General features: G+C 46.3%; 18 protein-coding genes and 1 other RNA gene. 15 read left to right on the forward strand and 4 right to left on the reverse strand.

From position 1 onward, the window contains the following. Window positions 1-90 precede the first annotated feature (90 nt). Genes F0232_RS09775 through F0232_RS09790 form a run of 4 tightly spaced genes read right to left on the reverse strand, consistent with a single transcriptional unit; the run spans window position 91 to window position 3,508 of the window. Window positions 91-696 (reverse strand): BON domain-containing protein, encoded by a 606-nt coding sequence (locus tag F0232_RS09775; protein WP_061033385.1) that lies wholly within the window; start codon window positions 694-696, stop codon window positions 91-93. Window positions 697-712: 16 nt separating this feature from the next. Next, complete coding sequence (locus tag F0232_RS09780) at window positions 713-1,303, reverse strand: phosphoheptose isomerase (RefSeq protein WP_004729817.1); 591 nt, start codon at window positions 1,301-1,303, stop codon at window positions 713-715. Window positions 1,304-1,305: 2 nt separating this feature from the next. Continuing rightward, complete coding sequence (locus F0232_RS09785; protein WP_061033384.1) at window positions 1,306-1,704, reverse strand: YraN family protein; 399 nt, start codon at window positions 1,702-1,704, stop codon at window positions 1,306-1,308. Beyond that, entirely contained in the window at window positions 1,691-3,508 is a 1,818-nt protein-coding gene (locus F0232_RS09790; RefSeq protein WP_105058999.1) for a penicillin-binding protein activator, read from the reverse strand. The genes F0232_RS09785 and F0232_RS09790 overlap by 14 nt, the downstream gene beginning before the upstream one ends. A gap of 61 nt (window positions 3,509-3,569) precedes the next feature. Here F0232_RS09790 and rsmI point away from each other — a divergent pair, with 61 nt between their 5' ends. From rsmI to ftsZ, 15 genes are all read left to right on the forward strand, one after another. Then, complete coding sequence (gene rsmI, locus F0232_RS09795; RefSeq protein ID WP_105058998.1) at window positions 3,570-4,436, forward strand: 16S rRNA (cytidine(1402)-2'-O)-methyltransferase; 867 nt, start codon at window positions 3,570-3,572, stop codon at window positions 4,434-4,436. Window positions 4,437-4,649: 213 nt separating this feature from the next. Then, an RNA gene (rnpB, locus tag F0232_RS09800) (RNase P RNA component class A) lies at window positions 4,650-5,089 on the forward strand. Between the two features lie 228 nt (window positions 5,090-5,317). Further along, window positions 5,318-6,268 carry a 16S rRNA (cytosine(1402)-N(4))-methyltransferase RsmH gene (rsmH, locus tag F0232_RS09805; RefSeq protein ID WP_008223680.1) on the forward strand — a complete coding sequence of 317 codons (951 nt, stop codon included), beginning with the start codon at window positions 5,318-5,320 and terminating at the stop codon, window positions 6,266-6,268. 3 nt (window positions 6,269-6,271) lie between these two features. After that, window positions 6,272-6,589 carry a cell division protein FtsL gene (gene ftsL, locus F0232_RS09810; RefSeq protein ID WP_017062901.1) on the forward strand — a complete coding sequence of 106 codons (318 nt, stop codon included), beginning with the start codon at window positions 6,272-6,274 and terminating at the stop codon, window positions 6,587-6,589. Beyond that, entirely contained in the window at window positions 6,586-8,343 is a 1,758-nt protein-coding gene (locus tag F0232_RS09815) for a peptidoglycan glycosyltransferase FtsI (RefSeq protein WP_008223684.1), read from the forward strand. The genes ftsL and F0232_RS09815 overlap by 4 nt, the downstream gene beginning before the upstream one ends. An 18-nt stretch (window positions 8,344-8,361) precedes the next feature. Beyond that, window positions 8,362-9,846 carry a UDP-N-acetylmuramoyl-L-alanyl-D-glutamate--2,6-diaminopimelate ligase gene (murE, locus tag F0232_RS09820; RefSeq protein ID WP_105058997.1) on the forward strand — a complete coding sequence of 495 codons (1,485 nt, stop codon included), beginning with the start codon at window positions 8,362-8,364 and terminating at the stop codon, window positions 9,844-9,846. After that, window positions 9,846-11,219, forward strand: coding sequence for a UDP-N-acetylmuramoyl-tripeptide--D-alanyl-D-alanine ligase (gene murF, locus F0232_RS09825; protein ID WP_171750746.1), 1,374 nt, complete (start codon window positions 9,846-9,848; stop codon window positions 11,217-11,219). The genes murE and murF overlap by 1 nt, the downstream gene beginning before the upstream one ends. Then, window positions 11,216-12,298 carry a phospho-N-acetylmuramoyl-pentapeptide-transferase gene (gene mraY, locus F0232_RS09830; protein WP_008223690.1) on the forward strand — a complete coding sequence of 361 codons (1,083 nt, stop codon included), beginning with the start codon at window positions 11,216-11,218 and terminating at the stop codon, window positions 12,296-12,298. The genes murF and mraY overlap by 4 nt, the downstream gene beginning before the upstream one ends. A 58-nt stretch (window positions 12,299-12,356) precedes the next feature. Next, window positions 12,357-13,673, forward strand: coding sequence for a UDP-N-acetylmuramoyl-L-alanine--D-glutamate ligase (murD, locus tag F0232_RS09835; RefSeq protein WP_061033379.1), 1,317 nt, complete (start codon window positions 12,357-12,359; stop codon window positions 13,671-13,673). Between the two features lie 22 nt (window positions 13,674-13,695). Then, entirely contained in the window at window positions 13,696-14,892 is a 1,197-nt protein-coding gene (ftsW, locus tag F0232_RS09840) for a cell division protein FtsW (protein WP_061033378.1), read from the forward strand. Window positions 14,893-14,904: 12 nt separating this feature from the next. After that, window positions 14,905-15,966 (forward strand): undecaprenyldiphospho-muramoylpentapeptide beta-N-acetylglucosaminyltransferase, encoded by a 1,062-nt coding sequence (murG, locus tag F0232_RS09845; RefSeq protein ID WP_105058995.1) that lies wholly within the window; start codon window positions 14,905-14,907, stop codon window positions 15,964-15,966. A gap of 13 nt (window positions 15,967-15,979) precedes the next feature. After that, on the forward strand, window positions 15,980-17,440 hold the full coding sequence (murC, locus tag F0232_RS09850; protein ID WP_008223697.1) for a UDP-N-acetylmuramate--L-alanine ligase: 1,461 nt from the start codon (window positions 15,980-15,982) through the stop codon (window positions 17,438-17,440). A gap of 191 nt (window positions 17,441-17,631) precedes the next feature. After that, the gene (locus F0232_RS09855) at window positions 17,632-18,411 is read left to right on the forward strand and encodes a cell division protein FtsQ/DivIB (RefSeq protein WP_032498757.1); all 780 of its coding nucleotides are present in this window, start codon (window positions 17,632-17,634) and stop codon (window positions 18,409-18,411) included. Then, window positions 18,404-19,672 (forward strand): cell division protein FtsA, encoded by a 1,269-nt coding sequence (gene ftsA, locus F0232_RS09860; protein WP_004740737.1) that lies wholly within the window; start codon window positions 18,404-18,406, stop codon window positions 19,670-19,672. Before F0232_RS09855 ends, ftsA begins: the two co-directional genes overlap by 8 nt. Window positions 19,673-19,703: 31 nt before the next feature. After that, window positions 19,704-20,933 (forward strand): cell division protein FtsZ, encoded by a 1,230-nt coding sequence (gene ftsZ / locus F0232_RS09865; RefSeq protein WP_061033376.1) that lies wholly within the window; start codon window positions 19,704-19,706, stop codon window positions 20,931-20,933. The last annotated feature ends 64 nt before the right edge of the window (window positions 20,934-20,997 follow it).

Here is a 20,997-nt window from a genome sequence, read left to right on the forward strand (position 1 = left end):
ATAAGTAACGACTCAATAAAAAGCAGCGACTCATCGCTGCTTTTTTCTTTTCTGTTACCTGCTGATTTCTTTGCAGTTTTAGCTTAATCGCTAGTTAACGGCTGTCTCTTCTTCACCATATTCAAATGCTCGGATTACCTGCTTCACACCGGAAATGTTGCGTGCAACTTCCGTCGCGATATCTGCGTGTTCACGAGATACTAAGCCCAGTAAGAATACTTCTGAATCTTCAGTGATGACTTTCACCTTGATGCCGTTCAGCTCAGAATTAGCCAGCAGAGCCGATTTCACTTTCGTGGTAATCCAGCTGTCTTTACTGATAGCGCTAACAGAGAGAGGTTCTTTCACGCGAATCTGATTGTGAATCGTGTCGACGCCAGGTACATCTTTCGCTTGGCTCTCAAAAGAGCGGCGTTCAGCATCTGTTGTTGCTTGGCCCATTAATACCACCGAGCCGCGGTAAGAGCTTGCTGTGACACGAACGCTACCACGGTATGGCTGTTTATTAGTGATGGCTGCGACTTCAAATTCGATATTGTTGTCGTTCCAAATCTCTTTAGTGGTTCGCGTGTCAGTGACAATGTTTGCAGTGGTTGCTGCACCAGCAATGAAAATGCCAGCACAACCAGACAAAGATAGTGTAAGTAGCGAAACACTAATCAGCTTCAATAGCGTCTTAGAGGTAAATGATTTCATTGTGATGCTCCGTATATCACTCTTCGTGAGCAGGGAAGAGTACTTGATCGATTAGGTCACATAGGCAGTGTAGTGTCACCATGTGCACTTCATGAATGCGTGCTGTGCGGTGTGACGGGATACGAATTTCTACATCGTGCTCACCAAGCAAACCTGCCATTTCACCACCATCTTTACCGGTAAAGGCGATGATAGTCATGTCACGAGTTACCGCTGCTTCCATCGCTTTAATGATGTTCTTGCTGTTACCGCTAGTCGAGATAGCCAGTAAAATATCACCCGTTTGACCAAACGCACGCACCTGTTTAGAGAAGATCTCTTCGTAGTGGTAGTCGTTTGCAACCGCAGTAAGCGTGGTGTTATCAGCGGTAAGGGCCATTGCTGGTAGGCTAGGGCGCTCGGTTTCAAAACGGTTAAGTAGGCATGATACAAATTGCTGAGCGTTTGATGCGGATCCACCATTACCACAACATAGGATTTTGTTTCCGTTGAGCAAGGTAGCAACCATAGCTTGAGCGGCGTGCGTGATTGCATCTGGTAGTGCTTCTGCAGCCGCAATTTGGATTTGAATACTTTCTGTAAAACTTTCTTTAATGCTGTCTAGCATGTTTATCCTTGGGTAATCGCGTTTTGAATCCAGTTGATATGATCATCTGGCCCTTCAATGGCAATGATATCAAACCTGAAATCTGTGGAATGTACCGACAAGCCTTGCTGCATCAGCCACACTTGGGCTGTTTTGAGTAGCCTTTGTGACTTCTTCGCTGTCACCATCTCAGCGGCATGTCCGTAGCGAGTTTGCTTACGGTATTTTACCTCGGCAAACACAATCGTATTGTTATGGCGCATTATAAGATCAATCTCGCCACATTTTGCTATGAAGTTTTGTTGAATTAACGATAAACCGTGGCGAGTCAAATAGGCCTTTGCCACGGCCTCGTATTGATCACCCACTTGTTTATGGGTGACCGTTGCTTTGGACAAGAACGTTCGGCTAAAAAGCCCCATGCTCTGCCCAGCTGATTTCACGTTGTACAACACAGTTGTTGTCGATGGTTAACACGCCAGTTTCACCCGGAATACTGTAACCCTGTACGGCTTTCATCTGTGGTAGCGCATCCATTAGGTAGTATGCATCCATACCTAACGCTTGTAGGCGTTTCTGGCCGTTTGAATGTGCTGGCCATAGTTCGTTAAGCTCTTTGTTCAGCTCACCTTTGTTTTCAACTAGCAGTGGGATATCGCTGTAGAATACACCTGTTAGGTCTTCATACTGCTTGTCGCCGCTATTACTGCGTGAGTTAGAGAACAGAGCAGGCTGGCTAGCATCTGGGTTGATCGCAACTTCAATGAAAGGCTTGATCAGCGTTAGCTCGGAGTTCTTCGCCACGATGTAGACAGAATCGATATCACGACGACTGCGTGGCTCGGTTTCTAGGTCTAGGTCAAGTAGGTTATCCATTTGCGCGATGCGCTGTTGGCTCTCTTGTAGACCGAATACTTGATTCACGTTGCGTTGAAGTTGGCGTTTGTCCGAGAAGAAGCTGATTGCCACATCGTTATTGCTGTATTTCTTCCACTCTTCTTTAAACGCTTGCTCAACACGATCACCAAGGCGTCCCTTCGGAGCCAGAATCAGTGGGTATTTGTAGCCTTGAGCAAACAGGTGTTTCGCTGCTTGAGCAACCTCTTGCTCAGGAGATAGAGCGAGGTAACAAATATTGGTGTCAGGTTCTAGCTGAGTTGGAATATTCAAAGCTAAAGCTGGAATCGCGTTCTCGTGATTTTTCTGCGCTTGCTGAAGCTTAGTGATGTTGCTCTTAATCAGCGGGCCAACGATGAAATCAACATTGTTCTCTTCAAGTGTCGCTTTAATTTCAGCGGCACTTTGAACATTGGTGTCCATAACCGTCAGCGTTGCATCTTCTTCGCGCTCTTTGTCATTCATCATCGCAAAGATGAAACCATCACGTACCAGTTGTGCTTGCTTACCATATTTCCCCGTTAGCGGTAGTAGCAATGCAGTGCTGGTTGGCTTGCTGATCTCTAAGGCTAAGATGTCAGTGATCGCTTGCGGTGTATAAGTAGCAGCAGGGTGCTGAGGGTTCTCGGCTAACCAATCAGACAAGGTTTCTTGTAGGTTTGGCAGGTTCGAGTTGAGTGTCTTCATGTAAATAGCGAGTTGTAACCAACCGGCTAAAACGTCTTCCGTCGGTGACGTTTTCAGTTCCAGAATTTCATATTGAGAGTAGCTATTTAGATTTTGCCAAATTCGATCTGCAGCTTGTTGTTGGATCTCGTCGTTATCTTTCGCGTACTCAGAATAAAGAACAAGTTCACGACTCGCCTCGAAATACTCGCTTCGCATCTCTGAAATATTCGCACGCAGCTCGTGGTAATCTTTCCACTGCTCGTTTGGCAGTTTCCACCAGGGCTGGAAGTTCAGTTGGCTGTACGCTTGATCCGGCTGTGAGTTATTCACCAACAGTTGAGCTCGAGCGAGTTGCCATTCTGCTTGCTGAACTTCAGTGAGCTCTTGTTTTGCTAAGCGTTTGATAAGCAGTGTCGCTTGGTCGGTTTTGCCAGCTTGCACAGAAGCTTTAAGCGCCATGATTAACCAGTCGTTTTGTAGGCTTCCTTTGCTACTGTCCGCCTGCATCATGTAACTTTCAGTGGATTGCACTGGATCTAGTGTAATATCTACGCTTGTTGGTGCTTGTGGACCTGAAGAACAAGCCGCCAATGTAATTGCTAATGCAATTGGAGTTAGTAAGCGTGGTACACTGAGTCTCTTATGGTTCATCGTTGCCATGAGTTCTTTAAATTCCGTATAAATTTGTATCTATATTAATCGTTGAAGTGATGGTAAACAAATGACAGATAACAAAACCTTGCTCACAGAGAGCCCAACTCTCTACATTGTGCCAACCCCAATCGGAAATTTGGGAGATATCACTCAAAGAGCAATTGAAATCTTATCAAGTGTCGATGTTATTGCAGCCGAAGACACACGCCACACGGGTAAGCTGCTTGCTCACTTCAATATATCAACCAGAACGTTCGCTTTACATGATCATAATGAACAAACTAAAGCTCAAGTTCTAGTCGAAAAGCTATTAGAAGGTCAGTCTATCGCATTAGTCTCTGATGCGGGTACACCTTTAATCAGTGATCCAGGTTACCATCTTGTATCACAATGTCGTCAAGCGGGTGTGAGAGTTGTGCCACTTCCTGGTGCTTGTGCTGTGATTACCGCGTTAAGTGCGTCAGGTTTACCATCGGATCGTTTCAGCTTTGAAGGCTTCTTACCGCCTAAGAGTAAAGGTCGTAAAGATAAGTTCCTAGAGATCGCGAAAGCTGAGCGCACGTGCATCTTCTACGAATCACCGCACCGCATTTCTGACTCTTTGCAAGATATGCTTGAGATTTTAGGCCCTGACCGTGAAGTTGTATTGGCGCGTGAGCTAACTAAGACTTTCGAAACCATTCAAGGCCTGCCTCTTGGTGAACTGATTGAATGGATTGAAGAGGACGCGAACCGCAAGCGCGGTGAGATGGTATTACTGATTCATGGTCACCGCGAAGAAGCGAGCACTGAACTACCAGATGAAGCGACTCGCACGCTGGGTATTCTGACCAAAGAACTGCCTCTTAAAAAAGCGGCGGCAATGACAGCAGAAATCTACAACCTGAAAAAGAACGCGCTGTACAAATGGGGCCTAGAGCACCTAGACAACTAATGCTTCTTTAGTTACACAATTCAGATACAGATAAACAAGAAACCCAACCATCTTTTTATCTGTATCTCTAATCTGCTCTTAGTTCTTTTCTCATCTCTCATCCCGCCACTCGCATCCGCTTTTAGGTCAATTCCCCATCAGTTAATCATTGGTTTGCACCATATTTGTGATCTCGCTAGACACTGCACACTAATCTCTATACAATCCGCCCTCGGAGTTGAACGGGTAATCGCTGCTTTGCTGATGTCCTTCGGGAGACTGACGTTGAGGTCCTTCGGGAAACTGACGTTGAAGTCCTTCGGGAGACTGGCAGAGGGGAGGAACGTCCGGGCTCCATAGAGCAGGGTGCCAGATAACGTCTGGGGGGCGCGAGCCCACGACAAGTGCAGCAGAGAGAAGACCGCCGATGGCCTCATTTCTTCGGAAGGGGCACAGGTAAGGCTGAAAGGGTGCGGTAAGAGCGCACCGTGCGACTGGTAACAGTTCGTAGCAAGGTAAACTCCACCCGGAGCAAGATCAAATAGGCCCTCACATTGCGTTGCTCGCGTATGGGGGCGGGTAGATTGCTTGAGCCTGTGAGCGATTGCAGGCCTAGACGAATGGTTACCGCCGCGCAAGCGGAACAGAACCCGGCGTATGTGTCAACTCCACCCATTTTAAGAACCCATCATTACTTAACGGTAGTGATGGGTTTTTTGCTTTATATTGACGTAAATTATTTAGATTTCCTTAAAATCCGTCACCTTGGTATGAGCTTGGGTCAAAAATTCCCAAAGCCTGTACACAATATGGTGGAGATACAGCGTGAAATCAGTACACTAAAACGTTAACAGAACAAATTATTGCCGAACTAATGGCTCAATCCACTCACTGAGAAGACTATGACAGAAGCATTCAAACATATTTCAGTATTGCTTAACGAATCTATTGACGGACTTGCGATCAAACCTGACGGTACCTACATCGATGGTACTTTTGGCCGTGGTGGTCACAGCCGTACAATCCTGTCTAAACTGGGCGAGAATGGACGACTATTTAGTATCGACCGCGATCCACAAGCGATTGCAGAAGCACAAAAAATTGATGACCCTCGCTTTACTATCATCCACGGCCCATTCTCTGGTATGGCTGAGTACGCTGAGCGTTATGATTTAGTGGGTAAAGTAGACGGAGTTCTGCTGGATTTAGGTGTTTCTTCTCCTCAACTTGATGACGCTGAACGTGGCTTTAGTTTCATGAAAGATGGCCCGTTGGATATGCGTATGGACCCAACTTCGGGCATCCCAGTATCTCAGTGGCTACTAGAAGCAGATCTTGATGACATCACTTGGGTGATTCGTGAGTTCGGTGAAGACAAGCACGCTCGTCGTATCGCGAAAGGCATCATTGCTTATCAAGAAAACGAAGAGAATGAGCCGCTAACTCGCACTGGTCAGTTAGCTAAGCTTATCTCTGATGTAGCACCAAAAAGCTTCAAAGAGAAAAAGCACCCAGCAACGCGTGCTTTCCAAGCATTCCGTATCTACATTAACAGTGAACTGGAAGAGATCGACACGGCACTAAAAGGCGCGGCAAGCATTCTTGCTCCAGAAGGTCGCCTGTCTGTTATTAGCTTCCACTCACTTGAAGACCGTATGGTGAAGCGCTTTATTCGTAAAGAGAGCCAAGGCCCGCAAGTACCTCACGGCCTTCCGTTAACGGAAGAGCAGATCAAAGCACTAGGCAGTGCTGATCTTAAGCCTGTCGGTAAAGCGATCAAACCATCGAAAGGCGAAGTGGATGAGAACACTCGTTCACGTAGCTCAGTATTACGAATCGCAGAAAAGCTATAGTCAATGAAGACCTCCAAGCCGAACTTAGCCAAGATAATATTTTTTGATTTGATCTCCGTGGGTAAAGTCCCATTGGTGTTGCTTATCTGTATCTTCGCGAGCGCGATGGGGGTCGTTCTCACGACACACATGTCACGTCAGGCAATCACGCAAAAAGACATGGCATTGAGTGAGCGTGAACAGCTTGATAATGAATGGCGAAATTTAATGCTTGAAGAGACAGCTCTGGCTGAACATAGTCGCGTTCAAGCATCGGCAAAACGAGAGCTAGACATGAAACGTCCAGACTCCGACAAAGAAGTTGTGATCACACTGAAATGACCGGAAAAAAGGAAAAAGCACCCGCGAAAGCCGTTAAGAAACCAACGAAAGAGCGAGTGAAGAGCGAAAAGGACTCGGATCCAATTCTGATTAAATGGCGTTTCAACGTCGTTATTGCTTTTGTGTTGGTTGCCTTTTCTGTACTAGTAGGTCGTGTGGCTTACATCCAAGTCATTGAACCAGATAACTTAATTCGTCAGGGCGACCTTCGTTCTGTACGTGTTAAGGCTATTCCTTCTGCCCGCGGGATTATTTCAGACCGCAATGGCGAACCACTTGCCGTCAGTGTGCCTGTTGAGGCGGTATGGGCTGACCCGAAAACCATCTTCGATAAAAATGGCATGGCCCAAATTGATCGTTGGTATGCGCTAGCTGATGTACTTGGCTTAGATCGACAATCAATGATCAACAAGATCTCCAGTGACAAATCTCGTCGTTTTATCTACCTACAAAGACAAGTTAGCCCAGCAATGGCGAAATACATCCGCGACTTAAAGCTGGTGGGTATTGGTCTTAAAGCAGAATCACGTCGTTATTACCCAGCCGGCGAAGTCAGTGCGCATCTGATAGGTGTGACCGGAATTGACGGACACGGGCTAGAGGGTGTTGAGCGCAGCTACGATAAGTGGCTAACGGGTGAAGCCGGTAAACGTACAATCCGTAAAGACCGTTACGGGCGAGTAGTGGAAAACATTGCACTAGAAGAGCGTGAAGAAGGCAAACCACTCGAATTAACCATCGATCAGCGCCTACAAGCCATCGCTTATCGAGCGATTAAACAGGCGGTAGCCGATCACAAAGCGACGTCTGGCTCTGCTATCTTATTAGACGTAAAAACGGGGGCGGTTTTGGCCATGGTCAACGCGCCGTCTTACAACCCAAACAATCGTGCTGACTTACAAAGCTTTAAGATGCGTAACCGCGTGATCACCGATGCTTTTGAGCCAGGTTCGACGGTTAAGCCTTTTGTCGTGCTAGCGGCTCTCGAAAATGGCACCGCAGATGCTGATACCGTGATTGATACGGGCAACGGCATCATGCAAATCGGTGGTAGTCGTGTACGTGATACTTCCAAAGTTGGTAAGGCAGACTTAGCGTTAATCCTTAAGAAGTCGAGTAACATCGGTGTGGCGAAATTAGCCCTGGATATGCCGCTTGAAGCGCTACTGGGTATGTACAGTTCAGTAGGCCTTGGTGAGATGTCTGGACTGAACCTAGTCGGTGAAACTGCCGGTATTTTCCCTAACCGTCGACGCTGGTCTAAGTTTGAAATTGCTACCTTATCATTTGGTTATGGCCTAGCGATTACTCCGCTTCAATTGGCTCATGCCTATGCGACGTTAGCGAATCACGGTGTTTACGAGCCTATTCATATCGTTAAAAGCAACGACCAAGATTTCTCAAAACAGATCATCAAGCGCGAAAATGCTGAGTTGGTTTTGAACATGTTAGAAGGCGTAACCCAAAAGGGCGGTACAGCGACAAGAGCTGCCGTGCCGGGTTACCGAGTAGCAGCAAAAACAGGTACATCTAGAAAAGCGATTTCCGGTGGTTATGGAGACGAGTACTTCGCCTATACCGCTGGTGTTGCTCCAGTGAGTGACCCAAGAGTCTCTTTGGTTGTGATGATCAATGAACCTCAAGGTGACCTTTACTATGGTGGCTCGGTCGCAGCCCCTGTTTTTTCTGAAATCATGAAGGGCGCACTGCAAATACTGAATGTCCCTGCTGATGAAAACAAGTTTCAAGAATAGATCTAATCAGGATTCAATATGAGTAATAGCCTCACGCTGTCATCTTTACTTTCTCCTTGGGGAGATTTTAGTGCTCCCGAGTTAGCGTCGATTGCGGTTGAGCAATTGGTGCTAGACAGTCGTGCCATCAAGGACGGTGATATCTTTGTTGCCATTGTAGGGCATGCTGTCGATGGTCGCCGCTTTATCGACAAAGCCGTTGCTCAGGGCGCAAAGGCGGTTATTGCACAAGCTAGCGATGACAAAACGCATGGTTTGGTTGAATGGTTAGATGCAGTGCCGGTGATTTATGTATCTGAGCTGAATGTAATCCTCTCAGAACTGGCGGGTCGTATTTACTCTTCTCAAGCGACTAAATTGATTGGCGTTACTGGCACCAATGGAAAAACCACTATCACTCAATTGATTGCTCAGTGGCTAGACCTAGTCGGCCAACGCTCTGCGGTAATGGGCACAACGGGTAATGGCTTTCTAGACAACCTTAAAACGGCGGCTAATACGACCGGTAGTGCGATTGAAATACAACGTACACTGAGTGAGTTGGCTGAAGAAAACGCTGCTTATACCGCGATGGAAATCTCGTCTCATGGTTTGGTTCAAGGTCGAGTTAAGGCGTTGAACTTTGAGGTTGGTGTATTTACCAACTTGAGCCGTGACCACTTGGATTACCACGGCACGATGGAAGAGTACGCTCTAGCTAAGAAGAGCTTGTTTACTCAGCATAAGTGTAAGCACGCTGTGATTAATGTCGACGATGAAGTCGGTAAAGCTTGGATGGCAGATCTGTCTAATGCAGTAGCGGTTTCATTACTTCCGTTATCGGGCTACCAGCAGTCAGTATGGGCATCGGATGTTGCTTATGCAGAGACAGGTATCAAACTCGCTTTTGATGGTAGCTGGGGGCAGGGACAACTGTCTGTTCCTTTAATTGGTCAGTTCAACGCCTCAAATGTATTGGTTGCTTTCGCGACATTACTCTCACTAGGCATCGACAAGCAAACCTTGATCGACACAGCACCTCAACTACAACCAGTTATTGGTCGCATGGAATTGTTCCAAGTACCAAATAAAGCAAAAGTAGTGGTTGATTACGCGCATACACCAGACGCACTAGAGAAAGCACTAGCAGCACTGCGAGTTCACTGCTCTGGAAAGCTATGGGCAATCTTTGGCTGCGGTGGTGATCGAGATACCGGCAAGCGCCCTATGATGGCGGTGACCGCAGAGCAGTTCGCCGACAAAATTATTATTTCAGATGACAATCCTCGCAGCGAAGATCCGGCATTGATTGTTAAAGACATGCTGGCAGGTTTAAGTGAGCCTGAAGTCGCCTTTGTTGAACACGATCGCTTTCAGGCGGTTAAGTTTGCTCTAGAGCAGGCGGGTAATAACGACATTATTCTTCTGGCAGGTAAAGGCCATGAGGATTACCAAGTATTGAAAGACAAAACGATCCACTATTCGGATCGAGAGTCTGCGCTACAACTTTTAGGTATTTCATAATGATTGATGTATCACTCGAGCAGATCTGCTCAGCGGTGAACGGTCAGCTGATAGAGGCTGGCAAATCGAGCAATAGTTTGATCAATGCGGTTTCTACCGACACTCGCACCGTTGAACAAGGTGCGCTGTTTGTTGCTCTCGTAGGTGAACGTTTTGATGCGCATGATTTTTGCGGTCAGGCTGTTGAGGCCAATGCGAGTGCGTTATTAGTTCAACGAAAACTTGACCTAAATATTACTCAAGTTGTTGTTGAAGACACTAAACTTGCTTTAGGTCAGCTAAGTGCTTGGATTCATGAGCAATGTAACGTTCCAACTATGGCGATTACAGGCAGCTGCGGCAAGACAACTGTAAAAGAGATGGTTGCGAGCATTTTGCAGCAACGTGGCAAGGTGCTGTTTACAGCAGGCAACTTCAATAATGATATTGGGGTACCGTTAACCCTGCTGCGTAGTGAGTCAAGCGACGACTACGCAGTGATCGAACTAGGCGCCAATCACATCGGTGAAATTGCTTACACTACCCAGCTTGTGAAACCACAGGTTGCTTTGGTGAACAATGTCGCGGCGGCACACTTAGAAGGTTTTGGCTCTATCGATGGTGTGAAGCAAGCGAAAGGCGAAATTTTTCAGGGGCTTGCTACTGGTGATACTGCTATTGTTAACCTAGAGAGCAATGGTGGTGACTTCTGGAAAGATGTCCTTGCAGACAAAAACGTACTGACCTTTTCTGAAAGTGATGACACGGCGGATTACTTTGCGACGAATATTCGCATCAACGAGCAGGGTGAAGCTTGCTTTGATATGCAGACCCCGCAAGGTGCCATCGATGTCGAACTTGGCATTATTGGTCAGCACAATGTAGCAAACGCATTAGCGGCAGCTGCACTGAGCATTCAATTCGGTGCCACGCTTGCAGAAATTAAAAGCGGTTTAGCGAATCTTATCTCAGTTAAAGGCCGAGTTGAGGTTCAACAATTAAGTCAGAATATCAAGCTGATAGATGACAGTTACAACGCCAGCGTACCGGCAATGAAGGCCGCAGCTAAATTGCTGTCGAGCTTTAAAGGTCAGCGCTGGTTGATTTTAGGCAATATGGCTGAATTAGGCGATGAAAGCCTTGCACTTCACCGTCAAGTCGGTGAATATGCTGCCCCATTCGCTTTTGAGCATGTACTCACTTACGGTGATGATATCAAGGTGATTAGTGAAGTGTGTAACGGCACTCACTTTGCAACGCATGAAGCGATGATCGCGCACATAGAGCAGCACTTGAGCTTGCCAGAAAACGTGCCACATACCTTGTTGGTAAAAGGCGCTAATAGTGCAGGAATGAGTAAAATAGCCGCTGCTTTAAAGGAGAACTTTTCATGATAATTTGGCTTGCAGAGCTACTACAGCCACACTTTTCTTTTTTCCGTTTGTTCGAATACTTATCGTTTCGTGCAATCGCGAGTATTTTGACGGCTTTATGTCTGTCGCTGTGGATGGGACCTCGTTTAATTGAGCGTCTGCAAATGCTGCAAATTGGCCAAGTTGTTCGTAACGACGGCCCAGAGTCTCACTTTAGTAAGCGTGGCACACCAACTATGGGTGGTGTGATGATCCTTGCTGCGATCATTATTACAGTCTTGCTTTGGGCTGACTTATCAAACCCTTACGTTTGGGCGGTGCTTGTCGTGCTAGGCGGTTACGGTGCAGTTGGTTTTGTTGATGATTATCGTAAAGTTGTTCGTAAGAACACTGATGGTCTGATTGCTCGTTGGAAGTACTTTTGGCAGTCGGCAATTGCTTTGGTAGTGGCATTTGCTCTGTATGCTCACGGGCAAGACACTGCAGCAACACAATTAGTGGTGCCTTTCTTTAAAGATGTGATGCCACAACTTGGTTTACTGTACATTGTTCTAACTTACTTTGTTATTGTGGGTACCAGTAACGCCGTAAACCTAACCGACGGCCTAGATGGCTTGGCGATTATGCCAACGGTTATGGTTGCAGCGGGTTTTGCTGTTATCGCTTGGGCGACAGGTAACGTTAACTTTGCAGCATACCTACACATTCCATACATCCCATACACCTCTGAACTGGTTGTGGTATGTACTGCTATCGTTGGTGCAGGCCTTGGCTTCCTATGGTTTAACACTTACCCAGCACAAGTATTCATGGGCGATGTTGGCTCTCTAGCACTGGGTGGTGCGCTAGGTGTGATTGCGGTACTCGTTCGTCAAGAGTTGGTACTAGTGATCATGGGTGGTGTGTTTGTAATGGAGACCTTGTCAGTAATCCTGCAGGTGGGCTCTTACAAATTACGTGGCCAGCGTATTTTCCGTATGGCACCGATTCACCACCACTATGAGCTGAAAGGCTGGCCAGAACCGCGTGTTATCGTGCGCTTTTGGATCATCTCAATGGTATTGGTACTGATTGGCCTAGCGACACTGAAAGTTCGTTAATCCTATGCGAGCCTCTGTATTAGAGGCTCTTTAAAACTATTAAGAGCATCTTGTTTAAATGGAACGTTGGCAAAATATTCAAAATGTAGTGGTTGTGGGGCTCGGTATTACCGGGCTCTCTGTCGTTAAACATCTCGTAAAATATCAACCTCATACGCATGTGAAGGTCATTGATACGCGAGATCTACCACCAGGAAAAGAATCTTTGCCTGAGTCGGTTGAGCTGCATTCTGGAAGCTGGAATAGCCAATGGTTAGCTGAGGCTGATCTGGTGGTTGCTAACCCAGGCATTGCTTTAGCGACACCTGAAATTCAAGATGTGCTTCAAGCGGGTACGCCTGTCGTTGGCGACATCGAGTTGTTTGGTTGGGCTGTAGATAAGCCTGTTGTGGCGATTACTGGTTCAAACGGTAAGAGTACCGTGACGGATCTGACTGGTGTGCTTGCTAAGGCTGCTGGGCTTAATGTTGGCGTTGGCGGAAATATTGGCATTCCTGCCCTAGACCTTCTAGAACTTGATGCGGATTTATATGTCCTTGAACTTTCAAGTTTTCAGCTAGAGACGACATCGAATTTAAAACTTGCCGCTGCGGCATTCTTAAACCTGTCTGAAGATCATATGGATCGCTATCAAGGCATGGCTGATTACCGTGAGGCCAAGTTAAGAATCTTTAATAACGCGCAGTTTGCGATTGTTAATCGTGAAGACAAAGAGACTTACCCTGACCAGACAATGCCATTGTTGACTTTTGGCCTAGATAACCAAGAGTTTGGTGTATCAACGATTGATAGTACTGAGTGGTTGGTCGATCACGGTAAACCTGTCCTTGCTACCCAAGATTTAACATTGGTTGGACGTCACAATGTGGCGAATGCGTTAGTCTCACTTGCACTATTGAAGCAAGTTGGTATCGACTACTGCAAAAGTCTTGATGCTTTGAAGGCCTATAACGGTTTGACGCATCGTTGCCAAGTCGTGGCTGACAAGCGCGAAATCAAATGGGTTAATGACTCCAAAGCAACCAACGTAGCCAGCACATTGGCAGCCCTGTCTGGGTTGGAGTATCAAGGTACTTTGTATCTCTTGGTTGGTGGCGTTGGTAAAGGTGCTGACTTTAGTGAGCTTGAACCAGTATTGGCGCAACTTGAGCGTGTTCAGCTGTGTTGTTTCGGTGAAGATGCGGATCAATTCATGCCTCTGCACCCATCGGCACAAAAGTTCGACACTATGCAGCAGATAATCGAATCTATCTCGCCACTGCTGGTGGCTGGAGATATGGTGATGCTGTCTCCGGCGTGCGCAAGCTTCGATCAATTTAATAATTTCATGGCAAGAGGTGACGCGTTCACTGAGCTTGCTCATGAGTATGCTTAACGTGTTGAAGGACTAACATTCAGTGCAAAGAGTCAAAGAGATCAATCAATCCATCTGGCAGTGGCTAAACCGTGCTACTCCTGAGGCGCTTTACGATCGTCAATTGGTGTGGATTGCTCTTGGGCTAATGCTGACAGGTTTGGTGATGGTGACGTCTGCTTCGTTCCCCATCAGTGCTCGTTTAACCGATCAGCCGTTTCACTTTATGTTCCGTCACGCGATCTTCCTGTTGCTCGCATTGGGCGTCTCCAGTGTGATATTGCAAATTCCGATGAAGCGCTGGTTTCAATACAGCATGTACCTTTTGGGCTTATCCTTCTTCTTGCTGGTCGTAGTATTAGCCGTCGGTAAGTCAGTTAACGGTGCATCTCGTTGGATTCCTCTTGGGCTATTCAACTTACAGCCTGCCGAGGTCGCTAAGCTTTCCTTGTTTATCTTTATGGCGGGCTACTTGGTTCGTAAGCAAGACGAAGTGAGAAAAACCTTCTTCGGCGGTTTTGCAAAACCCATCATGGTGTTTGGTGCTTTTGCCGTCTTGCTACTTGGTCAACCCGACTTAGGTACCGTAGTTGTAATGTTAGTAACGCTGTTTGGCATGCTGTTCATTGCTGGTGCCAAACTGTCACAGTTTATTGCCTTGATGGTCGCTGGTATTGCTGCCGTCGTTGGTTTGATTGTCATAGAACCTTACCGTGTTCGACGTGTGACTTCATTCTGGGAACCATGGAATGATCCATTTGGTAGCGGCTACCAATTAACTCAATCATTGATGGCGTTCGGCCGTGGTGATTGGATGGGACAAGGGCTTGGTAACTCGATTCAGAAACTCGAATACCTACCGGAAGCACATACTGACTTCGTATTTGCGGTCTTGGCTGAAGAGCTTGGCTTTGTCGGTGTTACCTTAGTATTAATGTTGATCTTCAGCTTGGTGTTAAAAGCCATTCTTATCGGCAAAAAAGCCTTTGAACATGATCAAGTGTTCAGTGGCTATCTGGCTTTTGGTATTGGTATTTGGTTTGCGTTTCAGACGCTTGTTAACGTAGGTGCCGCATCTGGCATTGTTCCGACCAAAGGTCTAACCCTCCCGCTAATCAGTTACGGTGGTTCAAGTTTAATTGTTATGTCTGTGGCGGTATCAATGCTGCTGCGCATTGACCACGAATGCCGAATGCAACAAAAAGAACAAGCTGATAGTCAAAACGAATTAGTAGAATAAGAATCTAAAGCGATGAAACAAAACAAAAAACTTTTAGTGATGGCTGGTGGTACTGGCGGTCACGTTTTCCCAGGGCTAGCGGTGGCTAAAAAGCTTCAGCAGCAAGGTTGGGAAATTCGCTGGTTAGGCACAGCAGACAGAATGGAAGCGGATTTAGTGCCAAAACATGGCATTGAGATCGACTTCATTAAAGTGAAAGGCCTGCGTGGTCAAGGCATTAGCAAGCTAATTAAAGCACCATTCCAAATTATTAATGCCATACTTCAAGCAAGGCAGCACATTAAAGCATGGCAGCCAGATGTCGTGCTTGGCATGGGTGGTTATGTGAGTGGTCCTGGTGGCATTGCGGCATGGTTATCAGGCATTCCTGTGGTTTTGCATGAACAAAATGCAGTGGCGGGTCTAACTAACCAGTGGCTATCTAAGATTGCGAAAAAGGTTTTTCAAGCCTTCCCTGGAGCGTTTCCAACAGCAGAGGTAGTGGGGAACCCAGTTCGTGAGGATGTGGTTGCTTTGCCGGAGCCAGAACAGCGCATGGCTGAGCGTGATGGCGATATCCGCATTTTAGTTATGGGTGGCAGCCAAGGGGCTAAAATCCTCAACGATACTTTACCTGTTGCGATGGCACAGCTTGGAGAAGGCTTCACTGTGATGCACCAAGCGGGTAAGAACAATCAACAGCAAGTGATTGAACAATACAAATCACATTCTGTAGATAATGTTCAAGTAACTGAATTTATTGATGATGTGGCGCAAGCTTATGAGTGGGCAGATCTACTAGTGTGTCGCTCCGGCGCGTTAACTGTATCAGAGGTATCAGCAGCCGGTGTCGGTTCAATTTTTGTTCCGTTTATGCACAAAGACAGACAGCAAGCACTGAATGCCGACCATTTAGTTGAATGTGGTGCGGCGTTAATGATTGAACAGCCACAACTGACGGCTGAAAAGCTAGCGAACACCATCGCTGAGCTTGATAGAAATGAATTAAAAATGATGGCAACAAAAGCGCGTCAAGCAGCCAAGCTTGATGCCGACGTTACTGTCGCTGAAGCGATTAAAGCTTTAGCAAAATAATGAGACTGAATTGATGACGATTGAACATACCCAAGACTTAGCGCAAATCCGTGCAATGGTGCCAGAGATGCGCCGTGTTAAATCTATCCACTTCATTGGTATTGGTGGTGCTGGAATGAGCGGGATTGCTGAAGTCTTGCTTAATGAAGGCTACCAGATCACTGGTTCTGATATCGCTCAAAATCCAGTGACAGAGCGTTTAGTTAGCAAGGGTGCGACTGTTTACATTGGCCACCAGGCGAGTAACGTTGCTGATGCAAGTGTCGTGGTGGTATCAACCGCTATCAACGAAGAGAACCCAGAGATTATTGCCGCTCGTGAAGCGCGTACGCCTATCGTTCGTCGTGCAGAAATGCTGGCTGAGCTGATGCGTTTTCGTCACGGTATTGCTGTGGCAGGTACGCACGGTAAGACAACTACGACTGCTTTGGTTACACAGATTTACTCTGAAGCAGGTTTAGATCCAACGTTTGTAAACGGTGGTTTAGTGAAAAGTGCAGGTACTAATGCACGCTTAGGTTCGAGCCGTATCTTGATTGCTGAAGCTGATGAGAGTGATGCATCATTCTTACACTTGCAACCTATGGTGAGTATCGTAACCAATATCGAAGCGGACCATATGGATACCTATGGCGGTGACTTCGAAACACTAAAGCAGACGTTTATCGATTTCTTACACAACCTGCCATTTTATGGTCAGGCTGTGATGTGTGTGGATGATCCTGTTGTACGAGAGCTGATTCCTCAGGTTAGTCGCCAAGTGATCACTTACGGTTTCTCAGAAGATGCGGACATCCGTATTGAAAACTACGTACAAGAAGGCCAGCAAGGCAAGTTCACTGTTGTACGTGAAGGTAAAGCTAATCTGGATATCACGTTGAACATTCCAGGTCGTCACAATGCACTGAATGCCTCTGCGGCGATTGCAGTGGCAACGGAAGATGACATCAGCGATGAAGCGATCCTAAAAGCGATGGCAGGTACCGAAGGTACTGGGCGTCGTTTCGACCATCTTGGTGAGTACGAGACGGGTAATGGTGTCGCAATGCTGGTTGATGATTATGGTCATCACCCAACCGAAGTTGATGTAACGATTCAGGCTGCTCGAAGTGGTTGGGCTGATAAGCGTCTCGTGATGATTTTCCAGCCGCACCGTTACAGCCGAACACGTGATTTATATGATGATTTTGCGAACGTTCTTGAGCAGGTTGATGTCTTAATCTTATTAGATGTTTATTCTGCGGGTGAGAAACCTATTGCAGGTGCAGACGGGCGCTCATTAAGTCGAACTATTCGCGGGCGTGGTAAGATTGACCCAATCTTTGTTGCTGATATCAACACGCTGCCATCGGTTTTAGCTAACGTGATTCAAGGCGGCGACCTTGTATTGACGCAGGGTGCAGGCGATGTTGGCCGCGTTGCTAAGCAACTAGAATCGTTACAGTTAGACATTAATAAAATGCAGAACGTGTAGCAGAATACTGTCTACATACTGTGGTCAATCGCTCACTTCTTGCGATTGACCTAAAATTGACCAAAAATCTTATTATCAACGTTTGATAGTTTGATTTTGCTCAGTATAATTCATAGGTTAAAGTAAGTGCTTTTACCTCTATTACGAAGATAGGGAATAGAATTGCGAACCAACGACAGGGAAAGCGGGCTTTGGTAGAAAGTACTTTTAGCGAAAACCGCCACCTATTCAGTTTACCATCGTTAAAGAAACACGCCCTAGGCGGGTCCTTTTTTGTCATGGTATTGCTATTCATTGGGTTTCTTTTCTACACCACACTGACTTGGATGTGGGACGATCAACGATTGCCTCTCTCCAAAATAGTCATTCAAGGTGACTTAACTTATGTAACCGCTGGTGATGTTCAACATGCTTTTGGAAGACTCGAGCATATTGGTACATTCATGTCACAAGACATTGGTGTGTTGCAAGACAGTTTAGAAGCATTGCCTTGGGTGTCTGTTGTCTCTATTCGTAAGCAGTGGCCAGACACAATAAAAGTATTTTTGACTGAGTATCATGCTGCAGCAATCTGGAACGGCAACATGCTGTTGAATGATGATGGTCAGGTGTTTAATGGCGATATCGGCCTTCTGAAAGGCGATAGAGTTAAGCTTTACGGCCCAGATGGCACCAGCCAAGAAGTGATCGAAAAGTGGAGAAAGATAACCCCTTTGATTAACAGTCTAGGGTTAACGGTTACCTCACTTGTTCTCAACGAACGTCGCGCTTGGCAAATAATCCTAGATAACGGTATCCGTTTAGAACTAGGTAAAGATTCTTTAGATGAGCGTGTTGAACGCTTCATTTCGCTTTACAACGAACTCGGTAGTAAGGCGAATCAAGTGAGCTACATCGACCTCAGGTATGATACGGGAGCCGCTGTAGGCTGGTTTCCAGAGCAAGAGTTAGAAGAGAGCACAGATGACTAAGACCGCAGATGACAACATAATCGTTGGTCTTGATATAGGCACTGCGACCATATCAGCTCTGGTTGGTGAAATACTGCCTGATGGTCAAATCAATATCATTGGCTCTGGGCAAAGCCCATCCAGAGGTATGGATAAAGGTGGTGTGAACGACCTAGAGTCGGTAGTTAAGTCAGTTCAGCGAGCAATTGATCAAGCAGAGTTGATGGCGGAATGCCAAATCAGCAATGTGTTTATCTCGCTATCAGGCAAACATATCGCAAGCCGAATTGAAAAAGGCATGGGCACTATCTCTGATGAAGAGGTGTCTCAAGACGATATGGATCGAGCGATCCATACTGCGAAATCAATTAAAATAGGTGAAGAGCAGAGAATTCTGCACGTGATCCCACAAGAATTTACCATTGATTATCAAGAAGGGATTAAGAACCCACTTGGTCTGTCTGGTGTTCGAATGGAAGTGAGCGTTCATCTAATTTCTTGCCATAGCGACATGGCGAGAAACATTATTAAAGCTGTTGAACGATGTGGTCTCACAGTAGAACAAATCGTGTTTTCAGGACTTGCCTCAAGTAATGCGGTAATTACTGAAGACGAGAGAGAGCTCGGAGTGTGTGTGGTTGATATCGGTGCAGGTACAATGGATATTTCCATTTGGACTGGCGGCGCGCTACGACACACAGAAGTCTTTTCCTATGCTGGAAATGCAGTAACCAGTGATATTGCCTTCGCTTTCGGTACGCCAGTGAGCGATGCTGAAGAGATAAAAGTAAACCATGGTTGCGCTCTGAGTGAACTCGTTAGCAAGGATGACTCTGTTAACGTCCCAAGTGTTGGTGGTCGCCCGTCAAGAAGTTTGCAACGACAAACTTTGTCGGAAGTGATTGAACCACGTTACACTGAACTTATGGGCCTCGTTAACCAAACTATCGATACGGTTCAATTACAGCTACGAGACGAAGGTATTAAACACCACCTTGCAGCTGGCGTCGTCCTCACTGGTGGAGCGGCACAAATTGACGGATTGGTAGAGTGTGCGGAACGTGTTTTCCGCAATCAAGTTCGAGTTGGTAAGCCATTAGAAGTTAGTGGCTTAACTGATTATGTTAAAGAGCCGTATCATTCTACGGCGGTTGGTTTACTTCATTACGCAAGAGATTGTCAGATCAGTGATGAAGGTGATTACAGCGAACCTAAGCGTTCAGCACCTTCGATGTCTGGTTTATTTGGTAAATTGCGTAATTGGATACAAAAAGAGTTTTAACCTGAGTTGCAGGAAAAAACGGAGATAACACATGTTTGAACCGATGATGGAAATGTCTGACGATGCAGTAATTAAAGTCGTTGGAGTTGGTGGCGGTGGCGGTAACGCTGTTGAGCACATGGTACGTGAATCAATCGAAGGCGTAGAATTCATCAGTGTTAATACTGATGCACAAGCACTTCGTAAAACAAGCGTGAGCAGCGTGATCCAAATTGGTGGTGATATCACTAAAGGTCTTGGTGCTGGTGCAAATCCACAAGTAGGCCGTGATGCAGCTCTCGAAGATCGAGAAAGAATTAAAGAAGTTCTAACTGGCGCCGATATGGTATTTATCGCAGCTGGTATGGGCGGTGGTACTGGTACAGGTGCTGCTCCAGTTATTGCTGAAGTTGCGAAAGAGCTGGGTGTGCTAACCGTTGCTGTTGTAACTAAGCCATTTAGCTTTGAAGGCAAAAAGCGTTTAGCGTTTGCTGAGCAAGGTATCGAAGAGCTTTCTAAACATGTGGATTCATTAATTACGATTCCAAATGAAAAGCTACTTAAAGTACTAGGCCGTGGCGTTACACTGCTAGAAGCTTTCGCAAGTGCAAATGATGTACTTAAAAACGCTGTACAAGGTATCGCTGAGCTAATTACTCGCCCTGGTATGATCAACGTCGACTTCGCGGATGTTCGCACCGTAATGTCGGAAATGGGTCATGCAATGATGGGTAGCGGTATCGCGAAAGGTGAAGACCGTGCTGAAGAAGCTGCTGAAACGGCAATTTCTAGCCCACTACTAGAAGACATCGACCTAGCTGGTGCGCGTGGCGTTCTTGTGAACATCACAGCAGGCCTAGATATGCGTCTAGATGAGTTCGAAACAGTAGGTAACACAGTTAAGGCATTCGCTTCTGATAACGCAACTGTTGTGATTGGTACTTCTCTAGACCCTGATATGACGGACGAAATCCGTGTAACTGTTGTTGCAACAGGTATCGGTACAGAGAGAAAACCAGACATTACACTAGTTGCTGGTGGTAAAGCTAAGGTTGCAGCAACTCCTCAACCACAAGTAGCGGCACAAGCTGCACCAAAAGTGGAAGAGAAAGTGGCACAACCATTGCAAGAAAAAACTGAGGTAAAACCTCAAGTTAAGCCGCAGCCAACAACGTCGCCTGTTTCTTCAGGTACAGGCGCTAGCCAAAGTGCAGCACCTAAGGCTGAGAAAGAGAGCGGATACTTAGATATTCCAGCATTCTTACGACGTCAGGCTGATTAACAATTACCCAAAATTTGACTATCGTCGAATTAATGGTAAAATTCGCGGTCGGTAAATACTGACC

The sequence above is a fragment of the Vibrio sp. T3Y01 genome, assembly GCF_013114525.1.
GTDB classification, from domain to species: Bacteria; Pseudomonadota; Gammaproteobacteria; order Enterobacterales; family Vibrionaceae; genus Vibrio; species Vibrio chagasii_B.